Origin of the sequence: Caballeronia sp. GAFFF1, assembly GCF_023630705.1 — a bacterium.
GTDB lineage: Bacteria > Pseudomonadota > Gammaproteobacteria > Burkholderiales > Burkholderiaceae > Caballeronia.
This window is the reverse complement of the sequence record NZ_JALQEM010000036.1, coordinates 166,456-189,959: the sequence shown is the minus strand read 5'-3', so window position 1 is coordinate 189,959 and position 23,504 is coordinate 166,456. Positions and strand designations below refer to the sequence as shown.

Annotated in this window: 17 protein-coding genes and 1 pseudogene; 8 read left to right on the top strand and 10 right to left on the bottom strand. The window is 61.8% G+C overall.

The genetic code is table 11. The features are described from left to right. Nucleotides 1-41: 41 nt before the first annotated feature. On the bottom strand, nucleotides 42-1,370 hold the full coding sequence (locus NCR37_RS21830) for a tyrosinase family protein (protein WP_250474905.1): 1,329 nt from the start codon (nucleotides 1,368-1,370) through the stop codon (nucleotides 42-44). Nucleotides 1,371-1,904: 534 nt separating this feature from the next. Then, the gene (locus NCR37_RS28555; RefSeq protein ID WP_250474904.1) at nucleotides 1,905-2,702 is read right to left on the bottom strand and encodes a PilZ domain-containing protein; all 798 of its coding nucleotides are present in this window, start codon (nucleotides 2,700-2,702) and stop codon (nucleotides 1,905-1,907) included. A 378-nt stretch (nucleotides 2,703-3,080) separates the two neighbouring features. Here NCR37_RS28555 and NCR37_RS21820 point away from each other — a divergent pair, with 378 nt between their 5' ends. The 3 genes from NCR37_RS21820 (at nucleotide 3,081) to NCR37_RS21810 (ending at nucleotide 5,938) form a co-directional block, all read left to right on the top strand. Further along, nucleotides 3,081-4,826, top strand: a complete 1,746-nt coding sequence (locus NCR37_RS21820; protein WP_284506966.1) for a methyl-accepting chemotaxis protein — start codon at nucleotides 3,081-3,083, stop codon at nucleotides 4,824-4,826. 155 nt (nucleotides 4,827-4,981) lie between these two features. Continuing rightward, entirely contained in the window at nucleotides 4,982-5,209 is a 228-nt protein-coding gene (locus NCR37_RS21815) for a hypothetical protein (protein ID WP_250474903.1), read from the top strand. 48 nt (nucleotides 5,210-5,257) lie between these two features. Beyond that, entirely contained in the window at nucleotides 5,258-5,938 is a 681-nt protein-coding gene (locus NCR37_RS21810) for a RibD family protein (RefSeq protein WP_250474902.1), read from the top strand. Between the two features lie 27 nt (nucleotides 5,939-5,965). Here NCR37_RS21810 and NCR37_RS21805 read toward each other — a convergent pair whose 3' ends face one another. From NCR37_RS21805 to NCR37_RS21790, 4 genes are all read right to left on the bottom strand, one after another. Then, the gene (locus NCR37_RS21805) at nucleotides 5,966-6,844 is read right to left on the bottom strand and encodes a DUF7164 domain-containing protein (protein WP_250474901.1); all 879 of its coding nucleotides are present in this window, start codon (nucleotides 6,842-6,844) and stop codon (nucleotides 5,966-5,968) included. Between the two features lie 142 nt (nucleotides 6,845-6,986). Then, nucleotides 6,987-7,895 carry a transglutaminase family protein gene (locus NCR37_RS21800; RefSeq protein ID WP_250474900.1) on the bottom strand — a complete coding sequence of 303 codons (909 nt, stop codon included), beginning with the start codon at nucleotides 7,893-7,895 and terminating at the stop codon, nucleotides 6,987-6,989. Next, on the bottom strand, nucleotides 7,895-10,477 hold the full coding sequence (locus tag NCR37_RS21795; protein ID WP_250474899.1) for a circularly permuted type 2 ATP-grasp protein: 2,583 nt from the start codon (nucleotides 10,475-10,477) through the stop codon (nucleotides 7,895-7,897). Before NCR37_RS21795 ends, NCR37_RS21800 begins: the two co-directional genes overlap by 1 nt. Before the next feature lie 39 nt (nucleotides 10,478-10,516). Continuing rightward, nucleotides 10,517-13,978: a transglutaminase family protein gene (locus NCR37_RS21790; RefSeq protein ID WP_250474898.1), complete on the bottom strand. Its 3,462-nt coding sequence runs from the start codon at nucleotides 13,976-13,978 to the stop codon at nucleotides 10,517-10,519. Between the two features lie 125 nt (nucleotides 13,979-14,103). Here NCR37_RS21790 and NCR37_RS21785 point away from each other — a divergent pair, with 125 nt between their 5' ends. Beyond that, nucleotides 14,104-15,165: a zinc-binding metallopeptidase family protein gene (locus NCR37_RS21785; protein ID WP_250474897.1), complete on the top strand. Its 1,062-nt coding sequence runs from the start codon at nucleotides 14,104-14,106 to the stop codon at nucleotides 15,163-15,165. A 9-nt stretch (nucleotides 15,166-15,174) separates the two neighbouring features. On the opposite strand, the gene NCR37_RS21780 is transcribed toward NCR37_RS21785, so the two are convergent. Together NCR37_RS21780 and NCR37_RS21775 are read right to left on the bottom strand one after the other, a co-directional pair. Then, nucleotides 15,175-16,245: an alpha-E domain-containing protein gene (locus NCR37_RS21780; protein WP_250474896.1), complete on the bottom strand. Its 1,071-nt coding sequence runs from the start codon at nucleotides 16,243-16,245 to the stop codon at nucleotides 15,175-15,177. Between the two features lie 43 nt (nucleotides 16,246-16,288). Continuing rightward, on the bottom strand, nucleotides 16,289-17,761 hold the full coding sequence (locus NCR37_RS21775) for a circularly permuted type 2 ATP-grasp protein (RefSeq protein WP_250474895.1): 1,473 nt from the start codon (nucleotides 17,759-17,761) through the stop codon (nucleotides 16,289-16,291). A gap of 437 nt (nucleotides 17,762-18,198) precedes the next feature. On the opposite strand from NCR37_RS21775, the gene NCR37_RS21770 reads away from it, so the two are divergent. From NCR37_RS21770 to NCR37_RS21760, 3 genes and pseudogenes are all read left to right on the top strand, one after another. Beyond that, nucleotides 18,199-18,903: a YceH family protein gene (locus NCR37_RS21770; RefSeq protein ID WP_250474894.1), complete on the top strand. Its 705-nt coding sequence runs from the start codon at nucleotides 18,199-18,201 to the stop codon at nucleotides 18,901-18,903. Further along, a pseudogene (mnmC2, locus tag NCR37_RS21765) lies at nucleotides 18,900-19,622 on the top strand (tRNA (5-methylaminomethyl-2-thiouridine)(34)-methyltransferase MnmC2); the annotation flags it as partial. The gene NCR37_RS21770 and the pseudogene mnmC2, both read left to right, overlap by 4 nt. 49 nt (nucleotides 19,623-19,671) lie before the next feature. Then, nucleotides 19,672-21,138, top strand: a complete 1,467-nt coding sequence (locus NCR37_RS21760; protein ID WP_250474893.1) for an amidase — start codon at nucleotides 19,672-19,674, stop codon at nucleotides 21,136-21,138. Nucleotides 21,139-21,163: 25 nt separating this feature from the next. Here NCR37_RS21760 and NCR37_RS21755 read toward each other — a convergent pair whose 3' ends face one another. After that, a complete protein-coding gene (locus NCR37_RS21755) occupies nucleotides 21,164-21,592 on the bottom strand; it encodes a DUF3331 domain-containing protein (RefSeq protein WP_250474892.1) in 429 nt (142 codons plus the stop codon). A 321-nt stretch (nucleotides 21,593-21,913) separates the two neighbouring features. On the opposite strand from NCR37_RS21755, the gene NCR37_RS21750 reads away from it, so the two are divergent. Further along, complete coding sequence (locus NCR37_RS21750; RefSeq protein ID WP_250474891.1) at nucleotides 21,914-22,183, top strand: DUF1488 family protein; 270 nt, start codon at nucleotides 21,914-21,916, stop codon at nucleotides 22,181-22,183. Between the two features lie 24 nt (nucleotides 22,184-22,207). Here the strand turns inward: NCR37_RS21750 and NCR37_RS21745 are convergent, their stop codons facing one another. Beyond that, a complete protein-coding gene (locus NCR37_RS21745; protein WP_250474890.1) occupies nucleotides 22,208-23,500 on the bottom strand; it encodes a cytochrome c in 1,293 nt (430 codons plus the stop codon). Nucleotides 23,501-23,504 lie beyond the last annotated feature (4 nt).

Below are 23,504 nucleotides of genomic sequence, written 5' to 3'. Positions count from 1 at the left end.
ACGACGCGGCGAGCGGTTCGCCGCGTTGCGATCATCTCCGACTACGGCCCGTCCGTGCCGAGTTCGATGCGCGCTTCGTTGATCGAAACGGCGATTCCCTTCGGCGAGTTCGCCCCGCTCACGCGCACGAATGAAAGCACGACGTCGCTCACATTTGAAATGCCGAGACGCGCGAGCACGTCGGTGACGTCATAGTCGACGGCGTTCATGCCGTGATGCGCAGCGGTGCCAATCTGGAACGCGCCCAATGTACCGATGAAGTGCTGCGACTTCACGGCGTCGACATCGCCGCTCGCAGGCAGATTCAGATAGACGTTATAGAAGAAGCCGCCTTTTCGGGCTGCCGCGGGCATCGTGACGCCGTCGAGCACGACCTTCACGTATTGGAAGCCGCTCTTTGCCTGCGGCGTGGCCTGCGTTGCATCCGAGGATTGGCTCAGTGCGACAGCCGGCGAAGTCGCCAGCACATCCTTCAATGCAGTGGCGTTCGCGGCCTGAAGCGGGATGCTCGCGCTGATCGAGAACTCGTTCAGTTCGACGCCCTTCACGCCTCCCAGGGAACGCCGAGTCGATGACACCGTGCGCCCGGGACTCGGCGTGAATGCGCCGGTCTTCGGCCGCGCCTGAATGGCGCCGATCTGTGCTTGCACGCGAATAATCCTCCCTTGTTGCGCCTGGGGCGGCAGCACAGCGGGCATGGTGTCGTTGGCGTAGTCATAACTCAGCCCCGTGGTCGTGCGCGTTTTCGACTTCGAGATCGTCAAGCCTCTCGCGTAGGTGAAGCTGCCGTTCCAGTAGCTGCTGGTGGCCGTCGGCACGCGGCTCGTCGAGCGCAGCGACCATGCGTTCCAGAGACGGTCGATGTTGCAGTGATGCAGGTAGAAGATCGGATCGATCGGCGCCGTGGCGATATCGGCCATGTTATTACCGATGATGTCATGAACCGGATTGTGCGGCGCGTTCTCGAGCTTGGGCTCGAATGCGTTGCTCGTGCCGCGCTGGAAGTTGTACACGCTCGACCCGAACGGACCGAGATCGAGCGCCTGATAGACGTTGGTGTTGATTCGCGAGACATAGAGCGGATTGCTACGCGCAGTGTCGGTGAATTCCGCCGGAATCACCGGATACGTGTAGTAATCCCAGTAAGGCAACGTGAGGGTTGCATCGCCGGATACGGTGCGCAACTGCTGTTCGAGGTAGTACAGGTAACCGCGATGCCACGTCAGGAAGTACGCCGTGCTGTGCGGGCAATAATTGTTGTGAACATCGACCCAGTACTGCCACGATGCGGGACTGGTTCTGTCGGTGGCGGCTTTCATCGTGCGCACTGCGTTGAGATACGACGCGTAGTGCGGCGTGGTCTTGAACACTTGCCATTCGAGTCTGATGAACGGAGCAGTGGCTGCAATGCCCCACCGTGGAAGCGATGCAACAGCGAGTGCGGACGCCGTTCCCTTCAGAAACGCGCGTCGCTTAGTGGAATTGGAGACCATACACCCCCCAGGGAGCGCACAAAGAGGACCTGCAACGCGGGCCGGAGCGGGTGCGTTGCAGCAAGAACGGACGGCCGGTTTTCTAGCTGCACCGGCGCTTAGAGTATGGACCACTGCAAGCAACGTTCAATGCGTTATTTGCATTCCGAACTATAGAGTGTGCGGTAGGCCACAGAGCCGGCTACGCATGTGTGCATGGGTTCGGCGATTGAGACGCGCGGCGTATAAGCTCGATCGTTCGAATGTGAGCGGGTATTTGCCTGTAGCATTTAAGTAAGGCGCATGTTTACCTGGAAGTAGGACCTAGCGCGGTCTTCTAGTCGGCCCACTGGCGATGCGGTCTTTCCTTAGTAATGCAAATGAGTTCGGTTTCTTGTCGATCCCCGATGCCTCGGGTCTCGTCGCGGCAAATCATTCCAACGCGCTGCCCGTCGCCGTCTCGAACATGTGAATCCTGAGCAGTGCAGTCGTATCGACGGACCGGTTACTGAACTCCGCGCCGACAAGCACGGCGCCCGCCGCTCGACGCAGATTGCGCACGACGCAGTTGAACACCACCGCATGAACCTTGCCGTCGGCGCGCAGGCGCAACGCGAGCTTGAAGTGCTCGCCCACATCGACGAGCGCGTCCGCCAGACGCAACGCCACACCGCCCAGGCTAACGTTGACCACGGCGACATCGAAGCCCGCCGCGACACAATCGTTCCTGATAAGGCGACCCGCCAGCTCGGTCGACACTCGAACGTCTTTGCGCACGACCTGCGTCTGTACGGTTTGCGGATAGGCGAGATAAGCGACTTTCACAGGCGACTCGCTTCGTCCGATCACCGTGCTGGAGAAACGATAGATCTTGCGCCCGAGCAGCCCCTTGCATTCGACGGACATGCCCGCGTCCAGCAACTCATGCACGCAGCCTGCGGTCACGACCAGCGCGCTGCCCGCCACGGAACCGACGAATTCGGCCTGCACCGGCGGGTGATCGCAGCCGATAAGCGTAAGCTGCATGCTTTCCAGCGTTTTCGGCAGGGTGCCAGTGACGGCGGCCGCGCGATCGAGCTTGGGACGGTTGATGGGCGCGCCGTGCTTCGCGGTCGATATCAGCAGCTCGCTCGACATGACGCCTTGCCCGTGCGGCCGTTCGATCGGCGCGTCTTCGTCGCGGAACCCGCCTGCTGCGAGAATTCTGTCGCGCTGGCCTTCGGATCGCACGCAGTAACCCCTCGTCAAAAGAAGTTTTCCGCTCGCCGAGTAGACGGCGAAAGGAAGAGGCGTGCCGACTTGGAGTTCCTGTGCGCTCAGTTTGACCAATACCATGTTCGTACCTTGATGGGGCCAATGCCATCCCTCTACGCGGGGATGATTCGTATCTGCCGGCATACGTTAGCGCGCAGGCGATCCCATTTAAGTACGGTAACGCGCATTCATCAGACGATATGAGGCACGTCGTGCCGCTTTGTGTTGATCGACGAAACAGGCCGAAGTCGTTGCGTTTGGCCGGCACGAAAGCAAACGTTCAACTTTCCGACAAACGAGCCGATATCTACCCTGTCGGCAAATAATTCAACGTTGAACGCAAGGGCGAGACAAATGCAGAGAATGAGCTTTAAGGCGACGCTGTGGAGCACCGTGGGATTCGTGTGGCTAAGTCTGATCGTGCTCTCGCTGTTGAGCGCGACCATGACGCGCACGTTGATGATGAAGGACCGCCAGGAGGCGCTGGCCGAGCAGGTCCAGTCTGCGGTGAGCGTGGTGAACTTCTATGTGCAGCAGGCGCAAAGTGGCGCGATGCCGGCAGAAGAGGCCAAGCGCGCGGCCATCGCGCACTTGCGGCCGGTGCGTTATGGGCAGAGCGGCTATCTACTCGTCGTCGACTCGACGATGTTGCAATTGCTCAACCCGGTGCGCCCCGAGACCGAGAACAAGATCAACGATCTCGTCGACAAGACCGGCAAGCACTTCACCGCGGCGATCGTCAAACACGGACTCGACGGCACGCACGTGACCGGTTACCTCTATCCGAAGCCGGGGCAAACGGAGGCGCTGCCGAAGATCGCTTACGGCGAGTATGTTCGCGCGTGGGACTGGCACGTCTATACGGGCGCTTACGTCGACGACATCAATCGTGAATTCGGCCAGCGCCTCCTTGCGATGCTTGCGATCGTCGGCATGGTCGGCCTTGCGTTGACCGTGGCAATGGGCTGGATCATCCGCAATGTGCTGCGCAAGCTCGGCGGCGATCCCAAGGACGTCGCAGACGCGTGCAAACGCATCGCGGCGGGCAATCTCACGGAGGCCGTGCCTGTCGCGGCGGGCGACCATGCAAGTCTGATGGCATCGGTGCGGGCTATGCAGGACCGGCTGTTGCAAACGATGGGGGCGGTGACGTCGTCCGCCAACGCGATCGCGGGCGCAACGAAGGAGATCGCCGCCGGCAACACGGATCTTTCGTCGCGCACGGAGGAGCAGGCTGCATCGCTGCAGGAGACGGCGGCCAGCATGGAAGAACTGACCTCGACGGTGAAGCAGAACGCCGACAACGCGCGTCAAGCCAGCGGTCTCGCCGAGAACGCGAGCGCCGTCGCGAACCAAGGCACTGCGATCGTCGGACAGGTCGTCGAGACGATGGCCGGCATCGAAGAAAGCTCGGGAAAGATCGCGGAGATCATCGGCATGATCGAGGGCATCGCGTTCCAGACGAACATTCTCGCGCTCAATGCCGCAGTGGAAGCTGCGCGCGCCGGCGAACAAGGCCGTGGCTTCGCGGTCGTGGCAGGTGAAGTGCGCAGCCTCGCGCAGCGTTCGTCCAGCGCGGCGAGGGAAATCAAGGCGCTGATCGAGACCTCGGGCAGCCGCGTCGGCGCAGGCACCGAACTGGTCGCGAAAGCAGGCGAAACCATGCGCAGCGTGCAGTCCGCGATTCAGCGCGTGACCGACATCATGGGCGAGATTGCGTCCGCATCGCACGAGCAGAGCCGCGGCATCGAGCAGGTCAATCTGGCTATCTCGCAGATGGACGAAGTCACGCAGCAGAACGCCGCGCTCGTCGAAGAAGCGGCCGCAGCGGCCGGATCGCTGGAAGACCAGGCCGAAGCGCTTCGCAAAGCAGTCAGCGTCTTCCGCACGAGCCCGAGCGCAGCCGTGGTTGCCGCTCACGCGGTGACGTCCACGTCGGGCGAAGGCCGCCCGATCCTGGCGACGGCTCCGAGAGTGCAACGCCCTGGTGCTCAGGCACTGCAGCGAGCAAAGCCGACGCCGACGGGAAAACGCGTCGAAGCCCCGGTGCAGAAGTCCGTGGCAACGGCGACGGATGGCGGCGACTGGGAGACGTTCTAGAACTGCTAGTTAGCCATCCTATACAGTTAGGCCGGCCACGCGCATGTGATCCGGACCCGATACCACGCGTGTCTGCGTCGTCGAGCCGCGCCGGAGGGTTGGCTTGCCGCTTGCTACGAGTCTGACGTGTCCAATTGAACCAATCGGAGGATACGATGACGACGCATGCCGGACGATCGCAGGAAGACCGCATTCAGGCGGAGAAAGGGGAGAAACTGCCCGCGCAGGAACAGGCAGGAGGCAAGATGGCCGTTGAAGGCACTGAAGCGGGCAAGGACTCGAGCAGCGGCAAACTCTCGGAAGCGGGAAAGGATGTCTGGCGTCAGGGCAGCACGATCGACGAGGAAGGTCCTGTGCCGCCGGATGAAAAGCCCGGCGCTTGAGACGCCGACGCCACGCGAGTTCAGCGCAAGACCGACAGGGAGGAACCGATGTACATTGTCTGCCACATGATGTCTTCAGTAGATGGCCGAAGCCTCACGGACGGCTGGCATCTCGACTTCGCCAGCCCCTGCTATGAGGAGACGGCCGCCAGCTTCAACGCGGATGCCTGGGTATGCGGCCGCGTCACGATGCAGGAGATCTCGCACGCCAAAGATCGTGAGTACCCACGCGGTCTCGCCAAGAGCCCGTTGCCACGCACGGATCATTTCGCCAAGCGCGACGCGAGCCAGTACGCTGTATCGATCGACCCCAAAGGCCGCGTAGGCTGGAAAACCAGCACCGCGCTCGACTCGCATATCGTCGAAGTCGTGGCGGAAAGCGTGGAGGACGATTATCTCGCGCACCTTCAATCGATCGGCGCGTCGTATCTTTTCGGCGGAAAGGACGACATCGATCTTCACCGCGTCGTGGAAACGCTTGGCCGCGAACTGAAGATCGACAAGCTCATCGTCGAGGGAGGCGGTCACGTGTCCGGGGCATTCGTCAACGCGCAACTGGCGGACGAAGTCAGCGTGTTACTGATGCCGCTGGTCGATGGCCGTGACGCGCACCCGTCATCATTTGAAGTGGCAATGGATAAGTGGCAAAAGCCCGCATATCTGAAGCTGGAGTCAGTCGAGAAGCTGGATAACGATGTCGTTTGGGTCCGCTACAAGCGCAAGACGTGAGAGTCGAGTCCGCCTCATGAACGACCTCTAAGAGACACGCTCTGACGCGCGACGCCTCACTTCTTCGAGCGGCGCCTCGGCAAGCCAGTGACAATAGCCGCCGACCTTGCCGCTATCGATATCTTCGAGGGCCATATGCGCGTACTCGCCTTTGCGATAGCGATGCTTCGACCAATACGTGTCCGTATGCCACGCATGGATGTGCAAGACGTCGCTACCCAGCGTGCGATCCGCGAAGGAGAAGTGGTCGAGCAAACCGAGCGAGCAGGCTTGCGGGTACGTCAATCGCAGAGCGAGTTCGCCCGCATACATGGTCAAAACCTGCTTGCACCAGCCGGGCCACGCGCCTTCGAAATCGCGGAACTCTTCTTCGAGCAGCCTGTTGCAGGCTTCGGTCTGCGCGGCGAGATAGATTCGCAGCCATTCCGAAGGCCCGAGCAACGAAGCGCCGACGTTGTGAAGCCCGGTGTGCGGATAACCCCAGCGCGCCGAGATTTCAGAAAGCCGTGCGCGCACCGAAGCATCGTAGGCGTAGGCGCCGAATCCTGCACAAAGGCCAGAAGGACGGAAGTCTTTCAACGCCGGAGTGACGAACGTATCGCAATCCGTCTTCAGAATGTAGTCGAAGCGGGCGCACGCCTCGCTCACCGCAGGCTCCGCGAGATTCGCGACGGAATTGATGTAGCCGTAACCGTGCCATTGCGGATTGCGTTCGGCATAAGGCACGCTCGGGATGATCTCGATACGAGCGTCCTCGGGCAACCGGTTTGCAATTGCCGGGTGACATACCGCAACGATCCCCCCACTCTCGATTACGCCCGAATAAATAAGGCTCTTATAGAGCCAGCCGAATTCCTCGAGCATCTGCCCGCTGTTGTCGATATAGACGAGTATTCCAAGTTGCATGACGTCCTCTTTCTCAGGCTTGCTGCGCCGCGGCCGAAGGTAAAGAGTCGACTATGCGAAACGGCGACAGCAGCACGCCATGCTATAGAAAAACGTTGAAGTGCCGCCGCCGTAACGCATAAATGCACAACTATGCCGGCTTTTATAGCGCGAGGACGTTCACGGCAACGTCGACATGATGCGATCCGCCGCCGAGGATCATGCCGCGCAATAACGATACGTCGCTGTAGTCGCGGCCGGTTGCAAGCGTCACGTGGTCGAGATCGGCGAGCACGTCGTTGGTCGGATCGAGGTCGATCCATCCGCTTTGCGGGCAATGCACCGACACCCACGCATGCGAGGCATCGGCGCCGATGAGTCGCGGTTGACCCGGCGGCGGGTCATTACGCAGATAGCCGCTCACGTAACGCGCCGGCAAGCCCAACGTGCGAAGACAGCCGATCATCACTTGCGCGAAGTCCTGACAGACGCCCTGGCGCAGTTCGAACGCGCGTGTAGCGGGCGTATCGAACGCGGTCGATGAAGGCCGGTACGTGAAGTCGGCATGGATGCGGTGCATGAGGTCGATCGCGCCCGCGATGACCGCCGTGGCCGGCGCAAAGCTCGGCAACGCGTATTCGCGAAACGCCTGAGTCAACTGAATGTTGGGCGACGCATAGCAATACTCCGATTCACGCACGAACGGCGAACCGGCTGTGTAGCGCAGCCGTCGTGCGACCTCTTCCCACGGCGGCGTCGCCCGAGGATCAAGCGTCGTCCAGCGTGGACTGAGACGCACCGTCGTTTCACTCGTCATCGAGAGACGCTCATGCGGCGCGTCCAGCGAGAAATAAAGCAGGTCGTTGCCGAATGCATCGACGCGGCTATGTACATACGATGGAGCCGGATCGATGCGCTCCGAATGAGCGATGACCTGCTGCCACGGGGTATGCAGCGGACGGATGGTCGCGAGGTGCTGAGCGATTTCGACGGGCGTTGAATAGCGATATGTCGTGCGGTGCGTGACTGCGAGCGTCGTCGATCGGGGCGCTTTGTCGATCGTCGCATTCATTAGGACACCTGTGCAGCAATGGGATTGGCATGACTGAAGTAGTGCGCGCTGACTTCATTCGATGCCGCGCTCACCGATGCAAGCAGCCGATCGCAAAGCAGGACGAGCGTGCCGAACCGCCCGCTTCCGTCGGCTTTGCACAGGGCATCGAGGGGCGGCAAGCTATCGAGGTCGAGCGAAATACCGATGTATTGCGCGCGCCGCGCTGCGCCCGCGGTCTTCACCATCTCATCGAGCTTTGCGCGCAAGCGGACCAGCACGCCATAGAGTCCGCGCGGATTCGTCGGGTCCACGACGATCAGGTCGATCAACGCGGCCGCTTCGAGCCGGCCAGGATAGAGCGAGCGATACGTGAGCGTGGTATCGAAAAGCTGCAACAGCAAGTCGAAGCCGGCCGGATGCGTCAACGTGCCTTGCGCCGCGAACACTCGCAGAAACGTAGCCATCGTCGACACGCGCTCGATCATCCTGCCGATGAAAATCATGCGCCACGCTTCATCGCGTGTCATGCGATCGCCTTGCGCGCCGCTGATCGCGAGCAGTTGAGTCGCAAGATGTTCGAGCGCGCCGCTCAACATCACGCGGTCATAATCCCTCGGCACGTCGGGCGTGATGAGTCCGAGGCGCGCGAGCGCATCGCGAAAGTCGTTGCGCGCCGCGAGAATCGTGCGCCAGTGATCGGTGGAAAGCCGGTCGCGAATCTCGCCGCAAGCATGCGCCTGATTCGCGAGATTGCCGCCGATGCTCGTGGCCGATGCCGTCTCCGCCAGTCCCGCGACGAGCACGCGCTCGAATGCATGTGGCGAGCTTCGCGCAAGCGTGTCGATGGACGGAATGAGTCCGCATTGCGCGGCAAGTTCGACGAGCGTGGGGAACATCTCATCGGCATCACTGGCTTCGAGCGTGCCGAGCAACAGGCGGCAGAGACGCACGTTGTTCTCGGCGCGCTCGCCGTAGCGTCCGGCCCAGAACAGATTTTCCGCCGCGCGGCTCGATACCACGCGATGCTTGCGCAGATCACTGGGCTGCATCGGCGATGGACGCAGCGGCACTGCAGGACCAGGATGAGTGGCTAGCACCCACGTATCCACGCTGCTGCCGCCGAATTGCATCGACACCGTGGCGCGCTTGTCCGCTGCAAGGCGCGTGAAGCCGCCGGGCATCACGCTCCAGCTTCCGTCCGGACGCGCTATCGCATAGGCACGCAAGACACACGAGCGAGAGCCGAGTGCGCCATCGTGAAAACGCGGCGCGCTCGAGAACGGCACGTCTTCGTGCACGGTGAACATGTCGGGCGCGCGCTCGATGCGCTCACGCCAGCCCGCAAGCGCCTGCGATCCCGCTTCGATGCCGGGCGCGCCATCCTCGTGCGTGCCGGGCCAGGTGGGAACCACGAAAGCGCGATCGAGCTTCTCGAAGGCTTCGCGTCGCGCGGCGTCTTCGCCGCACCACCACGTCGGCACGGTCGGGAGATGCAATTCCTCGTCCAGCATCGCACGAGCAATGCCGGGCAAAAACGCATGAAGCGCAGGCGATTCCGTGAAGCCCGCGCCGGGCACATTGGAGACCGCCACGTTGCCCGCGCGCATGACCTGCAACATTCCCGGTACGCCGATGGTCGAATCCGCGCGCAACTCGACCGGATCGCAGAACGCATCGTCCAGACGGCGCAGCACGGCATGCACGCGTGAGAGGCCCGCCAGCGTTTTCAGGTACAGCTTGTCGTGACGTACTGTCAGATCCTTTCCTTCCACGAGCGTCACGCCCAGATAACGCGCAAGAAAGATGTGCTCGAAGTAAGTCTCGCTAAAGGGACCCGGGCTCAACAGCGCAATATGAGGCGCGTCGCCACCGCCGCTTTCATCATTGCGCATGATGCCTCGGGCCGCCTGCGCAAGCGTCGCGACGAGTTGCGAATACGTCGATGCAAGCCCGTTGATGCGCAGCGTCCGGAACGCATCACTAAAGAGACTCGCCACGATCATGCGGTTTTCGAGCGCGTAACCCAACCCCGACGGTGCCTCCGTACGATGCGCGATGACGGTCCATTCGCCCGACGGCGCACGCGCGAGATCGATCGCGACGATCTGCAAATAGCCCCCGTTCGCAGGCACGAAGCCTTTCACCGAGCGCAAATAGCCTGGATGCCCGAACACGAGCGCAGCAGGCAACAGCCCTCGTTGCAGAAGCGTTTGGGCGCCGTAGACATCCGCGACGATTGCCTCCATCAAGCGGGCGCGCTGCGCAACGCCGCGTTCGATGACGGCCCATTCGCGCTCGTCGATCAATAGCGGCAAGAGATCGAGCGACCATGCGCGCGGCTCGCCGTTATCGGCATAGACGTTGTAGGTAATGTCGTTATCGCGCACCTGTCGCGCGACGGCCGCCACGCCGTCGTCGAGACGCGCGATGCCCTGCTCGCCGAGTAAGTCGAAGAACCGTCGCCACGGCTCGCGCAAGTGCCCCGAAGCGTCGCGCAACTCGTCCCAATGCCCTTCGGGTACAGGCAACGCGCGCAGGAGCGCCAAAGCGTCGGTACGCGCGGCCGTGGTTTCGAAAGGCAATGTCGATTGGAACGCCAAGATGGCCTCACTTGTCATGCTTGCGCGTGACACCCATTTTCATGAGCGGCGCAAGTCGAGCGTGAACGGAAATTCGAGGCTGGGCTCGCGCGTTTCCACATGCATCGCGCCCGGCGTATGACCGCTCGCGAAAAAGCGCGCACGCCGGCGACTCTCCGCTTCATACGCGTTCACGGGGAACGTCTGATAGTTGCGGCCACCCGGATGCGCGACGTGATACTGACAGCCGCCGATGGCGCGACCGGTCCATGTATCCACGATATCGAAAGTCAGCGGCGCATGCACTCCGATGGTCGGATGCAACGAAGTTGCATGCGACCACGCGCGAAACCGCACGCCCGCGACGTACTCGCTGACGCGCCCGGTCGGTTGCAGCGGCACAGGCTCGCCGTTGACAGTCACGACATGTCGACTCCCGTTGAGACCGAGCACGCGTACCTCGAGTCTTTCGACCGACGAATCGACATAGCGCACGGTGCCGCCGATCATGCCCTCCTCGCCCATCACGTGCCACGGTTCCAGCGCGTGGCGAATCGTCATCGCGATGCCGCCTGTTTCGTACGCACCGACGACCGGGAAACGGAATTCAAAATGCGGAGCGAACCAACGCTTGTCGAAGGCGAAGCCCGCGTCACGCAGTTCGGCGATCACATCGTCGAAGTCCATCTGCACGAAAGTGCCGAGCATGAAGCGATCATGCAACTCCGTGCCCCAGCGCGTGAGCCGCGCCGTATAAGGCTTCTCCCAGAAGCGGGCGACGAGCGCGCGCAGCAGCAATTGCTGCACGAGACTCATGCGCGCGTGCGGCGGCATTTCGAATCCGCGCAGTTCGAGCAGGCCAAGCCGGCCGGTCGGACCGTCGGGTGAATACAATTTGTCGATGCAGAATTCCGCCCGATGCGTATTGCCGGTCACGTCGATCAGAATGTTGCGCAAAATGCGGTCGATAAGCCAGGGCGGCACTTTCGCACTGCCGCGTCCGCCAAGGAGGTCGACTTGCCGCTGCAGTTCCGCGAACGCGATCTCGAGCTCGTACACCTGATCGTTGCGCGCTTCGTCGATGCGCGGCGCCTGGCTCGTCGGGCCGATGAACAACCCCGAGAACAGCATCGACAGCGACGGATGGTTGTGCCAGTACGCGATCAGGCTCGCCAGCAGATCGGGTCGCCGCAGAAACGGGCTATCGGGCGGCGTCGCCCCGCCGAGCACGAAGTGGTTGCCGCCGCCGGTGCCGGTATGCCGGCCATCGAGCATGAACTTCTCCGGAGTCAGATACGACTCATGCGCGGCGTTGTAGAGGTATTCGGTGTGCTCGACCAGTTCGGCCCAGTTCGACGCCGGATGAATGTTCACTTCGATCACGCCAGGGTCGGGCGTCACCTGAAGCACCTTCAGGCGCGCGTCGCGCGGCGGCGGATAGCCCTCGATGATGACCGGAATGCCGAGCTCGGCGGCGGTCGCTTCCACGGCCGCGAGCATGTCGAGATAGTCGTCGAGCGCAACGAGCGGCGGCATGAACACATGCATCAGCTTGTTGCCTTGGCCCGACTTTTCGAGCGTTGCGGCTTCCACCTTCGGACCGGCCGCGCGCGCCGGGTCGCGTGCTTCGACGCAAATCGCGGTACGCGCGATCCAGCCGGCAGACTCGCCGCGCTGGGGCATTCGGCTCTTGCTGGCGGCAGTGGCGGCTTGCGTTACTTCGCCGGCGTCCTCAGTCGCGTCGCTTGGAATTTTGCGTTCTGCATGCTGCATGCCAAATGCATCATCACGGTCGGCGTACTGCATGCGCAGTTCGGCTGCGCGACGCAGCGGGACGGAAGGCGCGAACGGATCGTGTTCGTGCTGCCACGGATAGTCCGCTTCCGCAACCCAAGGCAGGGAATTTAACGGCAAGCGATAGCCCATCGGCGAATCGCCCGGAACGAGGTACATCCGCTCATCGCGGAAAAACCACGGGCCGGTCGTCCAGCGGCCCGGCCGGCCCGCCGCGCTTTCCTCGCGCGCGATCGGCAACGCATAACCCGTGACCGACGGCAGCCCCGCATCGAATACCCGGCGCAAGCGCACGCGCTCGAGTTCGTCGTCGAGGCGGGAGTCGAACGGGTCGACATTGACAGGCAGACGGCGTTCGCGCCACAAGTAGTACCACGTGTCCTCGTAACCGGGCTGAATGTATTCTGCATTCAAAGACAGCTTGCCCGCGAGGTGACGAATAAAGCGGGCGGCGTCGTCGGCGGTGTAGTTCGCGGGCCGCCGTTCGTCGGCGAAAAGCGCGGGATCGTGCCAGCAAGGCTCGCCGTCCGCGCGCCAGAACAGGGACAACGCCCAGCGCGGCAACTGCTCGCCCGGATACCACTTGCCCTGCCCGATATGCAGGAAACCGCCCGCGCCATATTGCGCGCGCAGCTTGTCCATTAGCGCTACCGCGTAAGCGCGCTTCGTCGGCCCGAGCGCGTCCGTGTTCCACTCCGGTGCATCGCGATCGCGCACGCAGACGTAGGTCGGCTCGCCGCCCATTGTCAGACGCACGTCCGATGCGTCGAGTTGCGCATCGACCTGTTCGCCCATGCGCAGCACGGCCCCCCAGTCGTCCTCGCTATAGGGTTTCGTCACGCGCGGCGTTTCACGCACGCGCGCGATCGACATGGAATGCCCGAACTCGACTTCGCATTCGTCCACTGCGCCGGAGACAGGCGCCGCGCTATCCGGCTCGGGCGTGCACGCGACCGGTATGTGACCTTCGCCCGCGAGCAAGCCGGACGTCGGGTCGAAACCGATCCAGCCTGCGCCCGGCAGGAAGACCTCGCACCACGCGTGAAGATCGGTGAAATCGACGTCGGTGCCACTGGGACCTTCGAGCGACTTTACATCCGGTGCGAGCTGCAGCAGGTAGCCCGATACGAAGCGCGCTGCGAGCCCGAGATGCCGCAACGTCTCGACGAGCAGCCAGCCCGAATCGCGGCAAGAACCCGCCCCGCTTACAAGCGTTTCTTCCGGCGTTTGCACACCGGGCTCCATGCGAATCAGATAACGAACCTCACGCGACAGGCGCTGATTCAATGCCACGAGAAAATCCACCGTCGGTTGCGCCGAACGGTCGATGCTCTCGACGAATGCGGCGAATCGCGGCGTCAGTTCGCGCTTGATCATGTACGGCGCGAGGTCGTGCAGCAGCTCGGGCGCGTAGCGGAAGGGAAACGATTCCGCAGACGGTTCAAGAAAAAAGTCGAACGGGTTGTAGACGGCCATCTCGGCCACCAGATCGACCGTCACCTTGAATTCGCGCGTTTTCTCGGGAAAAACGAGCCGCGCCTGGTAATTGGCGAATGCGTCCTGCTGCCAGTTGATGAAGTGATGCACGGGTTCGACGCGCATCGAGTAAGACAGGATCGGGGTGCGGCAATGCGGAGCGGGCCGCAGGCGAACGACTTGCGGCGAGAGACCGACGAGCCGGTCATAGCGATAATGCGTAACATGGTTCAACGCGACACGTATGGACACACCGACTCCTTTTTCGATTTGCAGCTGACGACTGGACCCTGAACCTTAGCAAGAGGCACGTTGTTTGCAGCATGGCGCTGACTTCCGGGCAGCACCCGGACCCATCCCTCCTTCCGGCTCACACAATGAAGACCTTTCACTGCAACCGCTGCGATCAGCTTGTGTTCTTCGAGAACACGCACTGCGAAAACTGCGGCGCGAAGCTTGGCTATGTCCCCGAACTGAGTCAGATCAGTGCATTCGACGAGACGGAGGACGGCACCTGGAAGAGTCTTCATCCGCTCGCCAAAGATCAGCTGTATCGCCCTTGCCACAACTATGCGGTCGAGAATGTCTGTAACTGGATGGTTACTGCCGACTCCGAGGAGCCCCTTTGTTCGTCGTGCCAGTTGACGAGCACGATCCCCAATCTGGAGACCCCCGGCAACCGCCTTTACTGGTATCGGCTGGAGACAGCCAAACGCCGCCTGCTCTTTACGCTCGCCGATCTGGGTCTTACCGTGCAGTCGCGTCAGCAAGACCCTGAACATGGCCTCGAATTCCAGTTCCTCGAAGGGGACGCGGAAGGTCGCGGCGTCATGACCGGACACAACAACGGGATCATCACGCTCAACATCGCTGAAGCCGATGACGCGCATCGCGAGAAAGTGCGCTCCGCGATGCATGAGCCGTACCGCACCTTGCTCGGCCATTTCCGCCACGAAACAGGGCACTATTTCTTCGACCGCCTGATTGCGGATACGCCGCGCGTCGCGCCGTTCCGAACCGCGTTCGGCGATGAACAGCAGGACTATGCAGCCGCGCTCGATCGTCATTACAAGGAAGGTCCGCCGCCGAACTGGGCGGAGAATTACATCAGCGCGTATGCGACCATGCATCCGTGGGAAGACTGGGCCGAGACGTGGGCGCACTACCTGCATATCGTCGATACGATGGATACGGCTGTATCGTGCGGTCTGGTTCTCGTGCCCGACAGCCCGCATGAACCGACGCTCACGGACACCACGCCCATCGAGGAAAGCACGTTCGATGACCTGATGAAACGCTGGTTTCCGCTCACGTATGCGCTTAACAGCCTGAACCGCAGTCTCGGCATGCCGGATGGCTATCCGTTCACGCTCGCCCCGCCCGTCATCGACAAGCTGCGCTTCGTTCATCGTGTCGTCGCCGCAGCGGCCAAGCGTTGAGCGCACGGTTCAGCTCGACGAACTCTGTGACTGCACCGGCGATTCCGCTTGTGACTGAGCTTGCGATCCGCCGTTCGTCTGCGTCTGCGTCTGTGTCTGGATCTGACTCTGACTCTGACCTTGCGGAGGTAACTCAGCCGCGATAGGCAATAGAAACTCGCGGCTGATGCTGCTCGCAAGTTCATTTACGCGTGCAAGAAAACTGACGAGGTACGCGTGCAAGCCGCCTTCCAGAATCTCGCCGATATTGCCGTTCCTCAACTCCGCGCTGAGTTGCGCCGCAAGCCGCACCGCTTCGGTATCGCGCCCTTGCGTCACGTGAATGATGAGCTGCTCGACTTCCGCGAGACTCGCCGCAAGCGAGCGCGGCCAGTCGCGATAGAGAATGAGCAGATCCGCAACGCGCTCCGGCGTGATGACATCGCGATAGACCTTGCGATACACCTCGAAACCGGAGACAGAACCGAGCACCGCTGTCCAGTGGTGATAGTCGAACGGCTGCGCGGACGTGTCGGCGCGCTGCTCCATCATCTCAAACTTGACGTCGAGAATGCGCGCCGTGTTATCGGCACGCTCAACGAAAGTGCCTAGACGCATGAAGTAAAACGCGTCGTCCTTGACGAGCGTGCCGAGCTGAACGCCGCGCGACAAGTGCGAGCGAAACTTCACCCACTCGAAGAACGTGTATGGCTCGCGCTCCAGGATGCCGTCGTGCAGCATGCGCTGACAGTCGAGCCATGTCGTATTGAGCGTCTCCCATAGCTCGCTGTTGGTCGAACTGCGCACGGCCCGCGCATTCTCGCGCGCCGCACGCAGACAGCTGACGATGGACGACGGATTCGAGATATCGCGCGCCATGAAGTCGATCACGTCGCGGCTTTTCATGCTGCGATGCGCGGCGGAATAGATGCCGCTTAACTCGGAGATAGAGAGCATCGCCCGCCAGCCGAGTTCTGCGTATTCGTCGGATTGGGGCAAGAGCGAGAGTTGATAGTTCGCGTCGAGCATCCGCGCGGTGTTTTCGGCACGCTCGGTATAGCGCGCCATCCAGAAGAGATGATCCGCGGTACGGCTCAGCATGGGTAGTCTCGCGTATGTATTGTGATGGTCTCGAGTGCGTGTTCTAGCGTTCCAGTACCCACGTATCCTTGGTTCCGCCGCCTTGCGACGAATTCACGACGAGAGACCCTTCGCGCAGCGCAACGCGCGTCAGTCCTCCCGGCACCATCCGCACGTCCGTGCCCGACAGCACGAACGGACGCAGGTCGATATGACGTGGCGCGATGCCCGCTTCCACGTATGTCGGACAGGTGGACAACGCAAGTGTCGGCTGCGCGATGTATTTCTCGGGATTCGCTTCCAGCACCGCGCGAAACTCGGCGATCTGCGCGGCCGTGGACGACGGCCCGACCAGCATGCCGTAGCCGCCCGCGCCATGCGTTTCCTTGACGACCAGTTCCGGCAAATGATCCAGCACATACTTCAGATCATCGGGCTTGCGGCACATCCATGTCGGTACGTTATTCAGTATCGGCTCCTGACCGAGATAGAAGCGCACCATGTCCGGCACATAGGGATAAATGGACTTGTCGTCAGCGATACCCGTGCCCACCGCATTGCACAATGAAACGCGCCCCGCGCGATAAGCCGATATCAGCCCGGCTACACCCAATGCCGAATCCGGGCGGAAGACGTGCGGGTCGAGAAAGTCATCGTCGACGCGCCTATAAATGACATCCACTCGCTGCGGCCCTTGCGTGGTGCGCATATAGACATAGCCGCCGTCGACGAAAAGGTCTTGCCCTTCCACCAGTTCCACGCCCATCTGCTGCGCAAGGAAAGCGTGCTCGAAATAGGCGGAGTTGTACATGCCGGGCGTCATCACGACGATGGTCGGATTGTCCGCGCCGGCGGGCGCAGCCGCGCGCAACGTATCGAGCAGCAAGTCGGGATAATGCGCGACCGGCGCGACGCGGTTGCGCGCGAAGAGATCGGGAAAGAGCCGCATCATCATCTTGCGGTTTTCCAGCATGTACGAGACGCCGGACGGCACGCGCAGGTTGTCTTCGAGGACGTAGAACTCGCCCTGACCGGCACGCACGATGTCGATGCCGGCAATGTGCGCGTAGATATTGCGCGTCACATCGACGCCGCGCATTTGCGGCCGATACTGCGCATTGCCCACGATCTGCGCTTCCGGAATAATGCCCGCGCGAATGATGTCCTGATCGTGATAGATGTCGTGGATGAAGCGGTTGAGCGCGTTCACGCGTTGCCTGAGACCGCGCTCCAGCGCCTTCCATTCATCCGCCGGAAAGATGCGCGGAATGACGTCGAACGGAATCGTGCGTTCGGGAATGATGCCCGGTACGTCGCTCGTGCCATAGACCGCAAACGTGATACCGACGCGGCGAAAGTTCAGGTCGGCTTCCGCGCGCTTGAGATCGATCTGTCTTTCGCTTTGCGCGCTCAACCACTCCATGAATTCGCGGTAGTGCATGCGGGGCTCGCCCGCGGCAGGAAATGCCGACGCCGGTACTCCGCGCGCTTCGAGCTCGCTACGCTCGAACATCTCGTTGAAGAATGCTTGCGTCATGGCGCGTCTTTCCTATCAAGTGCGTCCCGGGAACGGATCCCTTGTGGTTGATATTCTGGTTGCACTCGCGATGACTTGAAGAGCCTGACGACGCGGCGCACCGAATGACCGTGCGACGCATTCGGCTTGCTTGTTTCATAGGCGACCTCGAAGCGCGATGCCTTCGGTCCATGCATGCAGTCCTTGCATCCATTGCGCGGGCGGCCCAGTGCCGAGAGTGGAACGAGCAACTTCGATGCCAACGCATGGCGGACCGCTAATTCGTTGAACGCATAGGAGTCGCATCGCGCAATAAAGCACCGCTGCACCAAAAGAGCGCGGCACTGCCGCTTCATGCACACTGCCACAAAGACTGCCGTGCAGCACGACGGTGCGTAACATTGGCACGCGTCGGGCGCCGGTATCATAGGAAGCTTGGCGAATCACTCTGACCGTTCATGAACACACCTTCTCAAAGCGCCCCTCGTTCCGCCTTGCGCGAATTGACTCCACTCGAAGCGCGGGTGCTCGGCGTGCTCGTCGAAAAGCAGCAGACGGTGCCCGACACCTACCCTCTATCGCTGAATTCCCTCACTGCGGGTTGCAATCAGAAGACGGCGCGTTCGCCCGTCATGAGCGTGACGGAAGACGAAGTGCTGACGACCATCGGCGGACTCAAGCGCCTTTCGCTCGTTATCGAGGGGAGCAGCAGCCGCGTGCCGCGTTTCGAGCACAACATTAATCGCGTGATGGGCATTCCCAGCCAGTCCGTCGCGCTGCTAGCGACGCTCTTTTTGCGCGGACCGCAGACAGCGGCCGAACTGCGCGCGAACAGCGCGCGCTTGCATAGCTTTGCCGATATTTCGTCAGTCGAAAGCTTTCTTGAAGAGCTCGCCGAGAGCAACCCGCCGCGCGTGGTCAAACTTCCGCGTACGCCGGGCGAGCGCGAGAGCCGCTGGATGCACCTGCTATGCGGCGAAGTGAGTCTGAGCGATGCGCCTGCTCAGGACGCGTCAGCGGTCGCGTCGCATTCCTTGTCGGAATTCGAGGCACTGAAGGCGGACCACAAGCGGCTTGCTCAAGAGGTGACGCAATTGCGCGCGATGGTCGAGCACATGGCGAGTGAGTTGGGCATTGCACTGGACAAGCCATCGCAGACATGACGACGCCGATCTTGCCCGCGTCGCTCGCTTTTCGCGCCGACGGCACGCCGTTTTGCCCGAGGCACGACGACATCTATCACAGTGCGTCGGGCGCGCTCGCGCAAGCACGCTATGTGTTTTTGCAAGGCAATGGGCTGCCAGAACGCTGGCGCGGACAAGCCTCTTTCAACGTCATCGAAACCGGCTTCGGCATGGGAGTCAACTTCCTGGCGACGTGGTCCATGTGGCGCACGCATCCATCGCGCCCGGAGAGACTGGAATTCGTCTCGATCGAGAAGCATCCGTTTAGCGCAGACGATTTGAGGCGCGCGCATGCGGCCATCATCGACGATGCGTCCATCAACCCGCTCGCGGATGAATTGGCTTGCGCATGGCCACCGCTCAGTCCGGGCGTGCATCGACTGATGTTTGCATCCGGCGCGTTGGCATTGACGCTGGTCTTCTCCGATATTGCCGATGCGTGGCCTTTGGCGCTGGCACTTGGCTTCACCGCGGATGCCATCTATCTCGACGGCTTCGCGCCGAAAAAGAATCCGGACATGTGGACACCCGACACCTTCGCCATGCTTGCGCGCCTGGCGAAACCCGATGCAACCTTCGCCACTTACACGAGCGCCGGACTCGTCAAGCGGGCGCTTCTCGAACATGGTTTCGTTTATCGCAAGACGCCGGGCTTCGCAGGCAAGCGCGCCATGCTCACCGGCCAGCGCGCGACAAGATGAGCACACGCTGATGTCCGCTAATGCTTCAGCTCCAAGGAAAGACGCGATGCCCTCAACACACTTTGATTCGCATGCGCAAAACGATATTGTGTCCCTCGACGCGTGCGCGCTATCCCGTGCCGTTCAGGCCCGCGACGTCTCATGCGTGGAAGTGATGCAGGCGTATCTTGCGCAAGTGGGCCGCCTGAATCCGCAAGTCAATGCAATCGTCGCCATGCAAGATCGCGATGCGCTTCTCGCTCTCGCGCAGGAGCGTGACGCTCAGTTATCGCGCGGTGACAATCTCGGGCCGTTGCACGGATTTCCTCAAGCGCCGAAGGATATCCTGCCTGTCGCAGACATGGTGACGACCAAGGGATCGCCCATTTTTGCAGGCGAAGTCAGTCAGGCGGATGCCATCGTGTTCGAGCGTATGCGGCGTGCCGGCGCGATCTTTATCGGGCGAACCAACTCGCCCGAGTTCGGACTGGGCGGTCATACCTATAACCCTGTGTATGGCACCACGCGCAATGCGTTCGATCCATCGCGGTCGGCGGGCGGAAGCAGCGGCGGCGCGGCCGTTGCAGTCGCGCTTCACATGCTGCCCTTCGCCGATGGCACCGACATGATGGGTTCGCTGCGCACGCCCGCCGCATTCAACAACGTGTTCGGATTTCGCAGTTCGCCCGGATGCGTACCTTACGGTCCCGGCGACGATGTTTTCTTCCAGCAGTTCAGCGTCGCAGGCCCTGTCGCGCGCACAGTGGAAGACCTGGGCTTGCTGCTGTCCGTTCAGGCAGGCTTCGACGCACGCGCGCCGCTCTCTCGTCGGAGCGACGCGCCTTCCGCCTTCTCGTCCGCGCTCGAACGCGATATGCGCGGCACGCGCATCGGGTGGCTGGCAGACCTCGACGGTCATTTGCCGATGGAACCCGGCGTGCTCGAAACCTGCGTGTCCGCGTTGCGCCATTTCGAAACGGCAGGGTGCTCGGTCGAAGCGGCGCGCGTGGACTTCGATATCGAACGCTTATGGCACGCTTGGCTCGACTTGCGCAGCTTTACGTTTGCCGGTGTCAATGCGCCGCTTTACCGCGACGAAACCCGCTGCGCTTTGCTCAAACCCGAAGCCGTGTGGGAAATCGAGCGGGGGCTGCGCCTCTCGGGAGAACAGGTGTATGACGCCGTGCGCGAACGCTCGGCGTGGTATCGAGCGATCAACGCGCTCTTCGCGCGCTTCGACTTTCTCGTGATGCCCGCCGCGCAGGTCTTTCCTTTCGATGCGGAAATGCACTGGCCGTCTTCCATCGGTCAGCGAAAGATGGACACGTATCACCGCTGGATGGAAGCGGTCGTGCCCGCAACGATGGCTTCATTGCCAGCGCTATGCGCGCCGGCCGGCTTCGGTCCCAACGGCCTGCCAACGGGCCTCCAGATCATCGGCGCGGCGCAGACGGACCTTGCCGTGCTGCAAATGGGGCTCGCATATGACCGTGCCAGCGGCTATTCACGAACGCGCAGCACTTTGCTCGGCTAAGGCGAGGCACATTGTCAGCCCGACGCTAGTCCCGCGACTCGTGAACGGCGGGCGCAAGCGCCAGTGCAAGGATCATCGCGCCACTATTCAACGGCACTGAGCTTCCGACCCGCCGCGGCCGATAGACGGGTTGCCCGCGGCGAATGGCCTGCCCGCTCAGCGCGCAGACGCCGCCCTTGCGCGCAGTGCAGAGCGCCCACACCTGCTCTGAATAATTGAACGATGTCGGGTCGTGCCACGAAAGCGCGAGCGTCCATTCGCTCAGCCGCTCGAGTAATCGAATGGTCGCCGCAGGCACCTGACCGTTCGAAGCGTTAACGTCGCCGCGCCCGCGGCTCTCGACAGAGCGCGATACCGGCGATGTCGCTTGCGCGGAATGAGTGCAGCGGCTCGAACGATTGTCGAGCATGGCGAGGGTACGGCTCCACGGATCCAATAGCGAGGGATGCTTCATGCTCCGCTCCGGCTTGTCGCAATGCGCGCCTGTCTCGCATCACGTATTGACGTTGTAGATGAACACTGCGAGCGCGATGGATCGACTCTGCGCCCGCTCATACGACGACGGTTCTAAGGGTAGTACAACTGAGGAAGCGCCGTTTCACTTTCTTGCCCGGCTTTTGTCGAGCCGCCATGCTGCACTACTGCGCGAACGAACGTTCGAAAGCTGCGTTAGCCGCGTATGGCGGCTGCCGTACGTTGCAACGGTACGAGGATGCGCACACTTCCCGATTTCTGACAAAATAAACGCAGCGAACCGCAAACCTTCTGTCGAATCATGACGAGCAAGCTCTGCATCAATGCGACCATTTCGGCGGACCGTGCTACGGTCAGCTTCGTCGCGTTTTCCCGTGAGCGGGAAATTCACTGCAACATCACGCGCAAGGCGTTAGAACAATGTTTCTGGGCGCCCATCGGTGCGAGCGACGAGCGCCTTCTGAAAGCGCTGAACGACGGTTACGAGCGCATCAGCGCGCGCGTGCATCGGAAGTTTTTGGCGCATCCGTCCAATTCCATCCACCTGGACGTGATCGATTTTTCCTCCTGACGCCGCGCGCCATAAAACAGGCGGCTAGCGCGCTGCCTGCGTCGCCTTGCGCATCTTCGCCACGTCCTCGGGCTGGACAGCCGGCATGTTGTTATTCCATGCGCCGCGAATAAAAGTCACCACATCCGCTATCTGCTGATCATTCAGAACGGGCGCGTAGCGAGGCATCGGATACGGCGCGGGCACGCCTTGAATGACAAGATTCTCCGTGCCATTCAGCGTCACGTTGATGAGCGAAGAAGGATCCTTCTCCAGCAAGTTCGGATTGCCCGCAAGCGGCGAGAGCATCGGCGCGAAACCCCGGCCGTCGATGCCATGGCAATGCATGCAGAACGCCGCATAAACCCGCGCGCCGGAATCCGATGCCGGACGCGTCAACGACACTTTCGTCGCCTTCGAATCGTATGAATAAGGCGCGTTGCCGTTGCCGCCCGCGGCCGGCAATGACTTCAGATAGTGCGCCATCGCGGTGACGTCCTGATCGGTGAGCATCTGCGTGCTGTTGTTGACCACGCTCGTCATCGAACCGAATGCAGTCGCATGCGCGTTTGCGCCCGTCTTCAGGAACGCGACCAGGTCCTGCTCCGACCAGCGCCCGAGCCCGGTGTTGTGCTCTCCGGTCAGATTGGAACCGAACCAGTTGTCGAGCACGCCGCCCGTCAGATAAGCCGTGCTGCTTTCGTCGAGCCCCTTCTCCTGAAACGCGATGCCGCGCGGCGTGTGGCACGCGCCGCAGTGCCCGAGACCTTGCGTCAGATACGCGCCGCGGTTCCATGCCACGTCTTTGCCGGCTTTGTCTTTATAGACGCCTTTGTCGAGAAAGACCGCGTTCCACAGCTTGAGCGGCCAGCGCATGTTGAGCGGCCACTTGATATCGGCTGCGCGATTCGCCTGCTTGACCGGCGTGACGCCATGCATGAAGTAAGCGTAGAGCGCATGCATGTCCTCGTCGTTGATCTTCGCGTACGAGGGGTAAGGCATGGCCGGATAGAGATTGTGGCCGTCCTTCGCGACGCCTTCGCGCAGCGCGCGCGCGAAGTCTTCCTCGCTATAGCGGCCGATGCCCGTATCCGGGTCCGGCGTGATGTTCGTCGTGTAGATGGCGCCGAGCGGTGTCGTCATGGGCAAGCCGCCTGCCATGGGCTTGCCGCGTGGCGCCGAGTGACAGGCGATGCAATCGCCGGCCTTGGCGAGGTAAGCACCGCGTGCCACGAGCGCGTCGCTCGACGCATCCGCGTGCGCGGTCAAGGGTGCTGCCGCAAGCGCGACATTCGCCGCGAGAAACGCGGCCGCGAAAGGCCTGAGGGCAAATTTCATGGCG

Excerpts from the sequence above, each read along its gene's own strand:
- NCR37_RS21820 (WP_284506966.1), top strand. The coding sequence starts at position 3,081 with ATGCAGAGAATGAGCTTTAAGGCGACGCTGTGGAGCACCGTGGGATTC.
- NCR37_RS21815 (WP_250474903.1), top strand. The coding sequence starts at position 4,982 with ATGACGACGCATGCCGGACGATCGCAGGAAGACCGCATTCAGGCGGAG.
- NCR37_RS21810 (WP_250474902.1), top strand. The coding sequence starts at position 5,258 with ATGTACATTGTCTGCCACATGATGTCTTCAGTAGATGGCCGAAGCCTC.
- NCR37_RS21805 (WP_250474901.1), bottom strand. The coding sequence starts at position 6,844 with ATGCAACTTGGAATACTCGTCTATATCGACAACAGCGGGCAGATGCTC.
- NCR37_RS21800 (WP_250474900.1), bottom strand. The coding sequence starts at position 7,895 with ATGAATGCGACGATCGACAAAGCGCCCCGATCGACGACGCTCGCAGTC.
- NCR37_RS21785 (WP_250474897.1), top strand. The coding sequence starts at position 14,104 with ATGAAGACCTTTCACTGCAACCGCTGCGATCAGCTTGTGTTCTTCGAG.
- NCR37_RS21780 (WP_250474896.1), bottom strand. The coding sequence starts at position 16,245 with ATGCTGAGCCGTACCGCGGATCATCTCTTCTGGATGGCGCGCTATACC.
- NCR37_RS21775 (WP_250474895.1), bottom strand. The coding sequence starts at position 17,761 with ATGACGCAAGCATTCTTCAACGAGATGTTCGAGCGTAGCGAGCTCGAA.
- NCR37_RS21770 (WP_250474894.1), top strand. The coding sequence starts at position 18,199 with ATGAACACACCTTCTCAAAGCGCCCCTCGTTCCGCCTTGCGCGAATTG.
- NCR37_RS21760 (WP_250474893.1), top strand. The coding sequence starts at position 19,672 with ATGCCCTCAACACACTTTGATTCGCATGCGCAAAACGATATTGTGTCC.
- NCR37_RS21755 (WP_250474892.1), bottom strand. The coding sequence starts at position 21,592 with ATGAAGCATCCCTCGCTATTGGATCCGTGGAGCCGTACCCTCGCCATG.
- NCR37_RS21750 (WP_250474891.1), top strand. The coding sequence starts at position 21,914 with ATGACGAGCAAGCTCTGCATCAATGCGACCATTTCGGCGGACCGTGCT.
- NCR37_RS21745 (WP_250474890.1), bottom strand. The coding sequence starts at position 23,500 with ATGAAATTTGCCCTCAGGCCTTTCGCGGCCGCGTTTCTCGCGGCGAAT.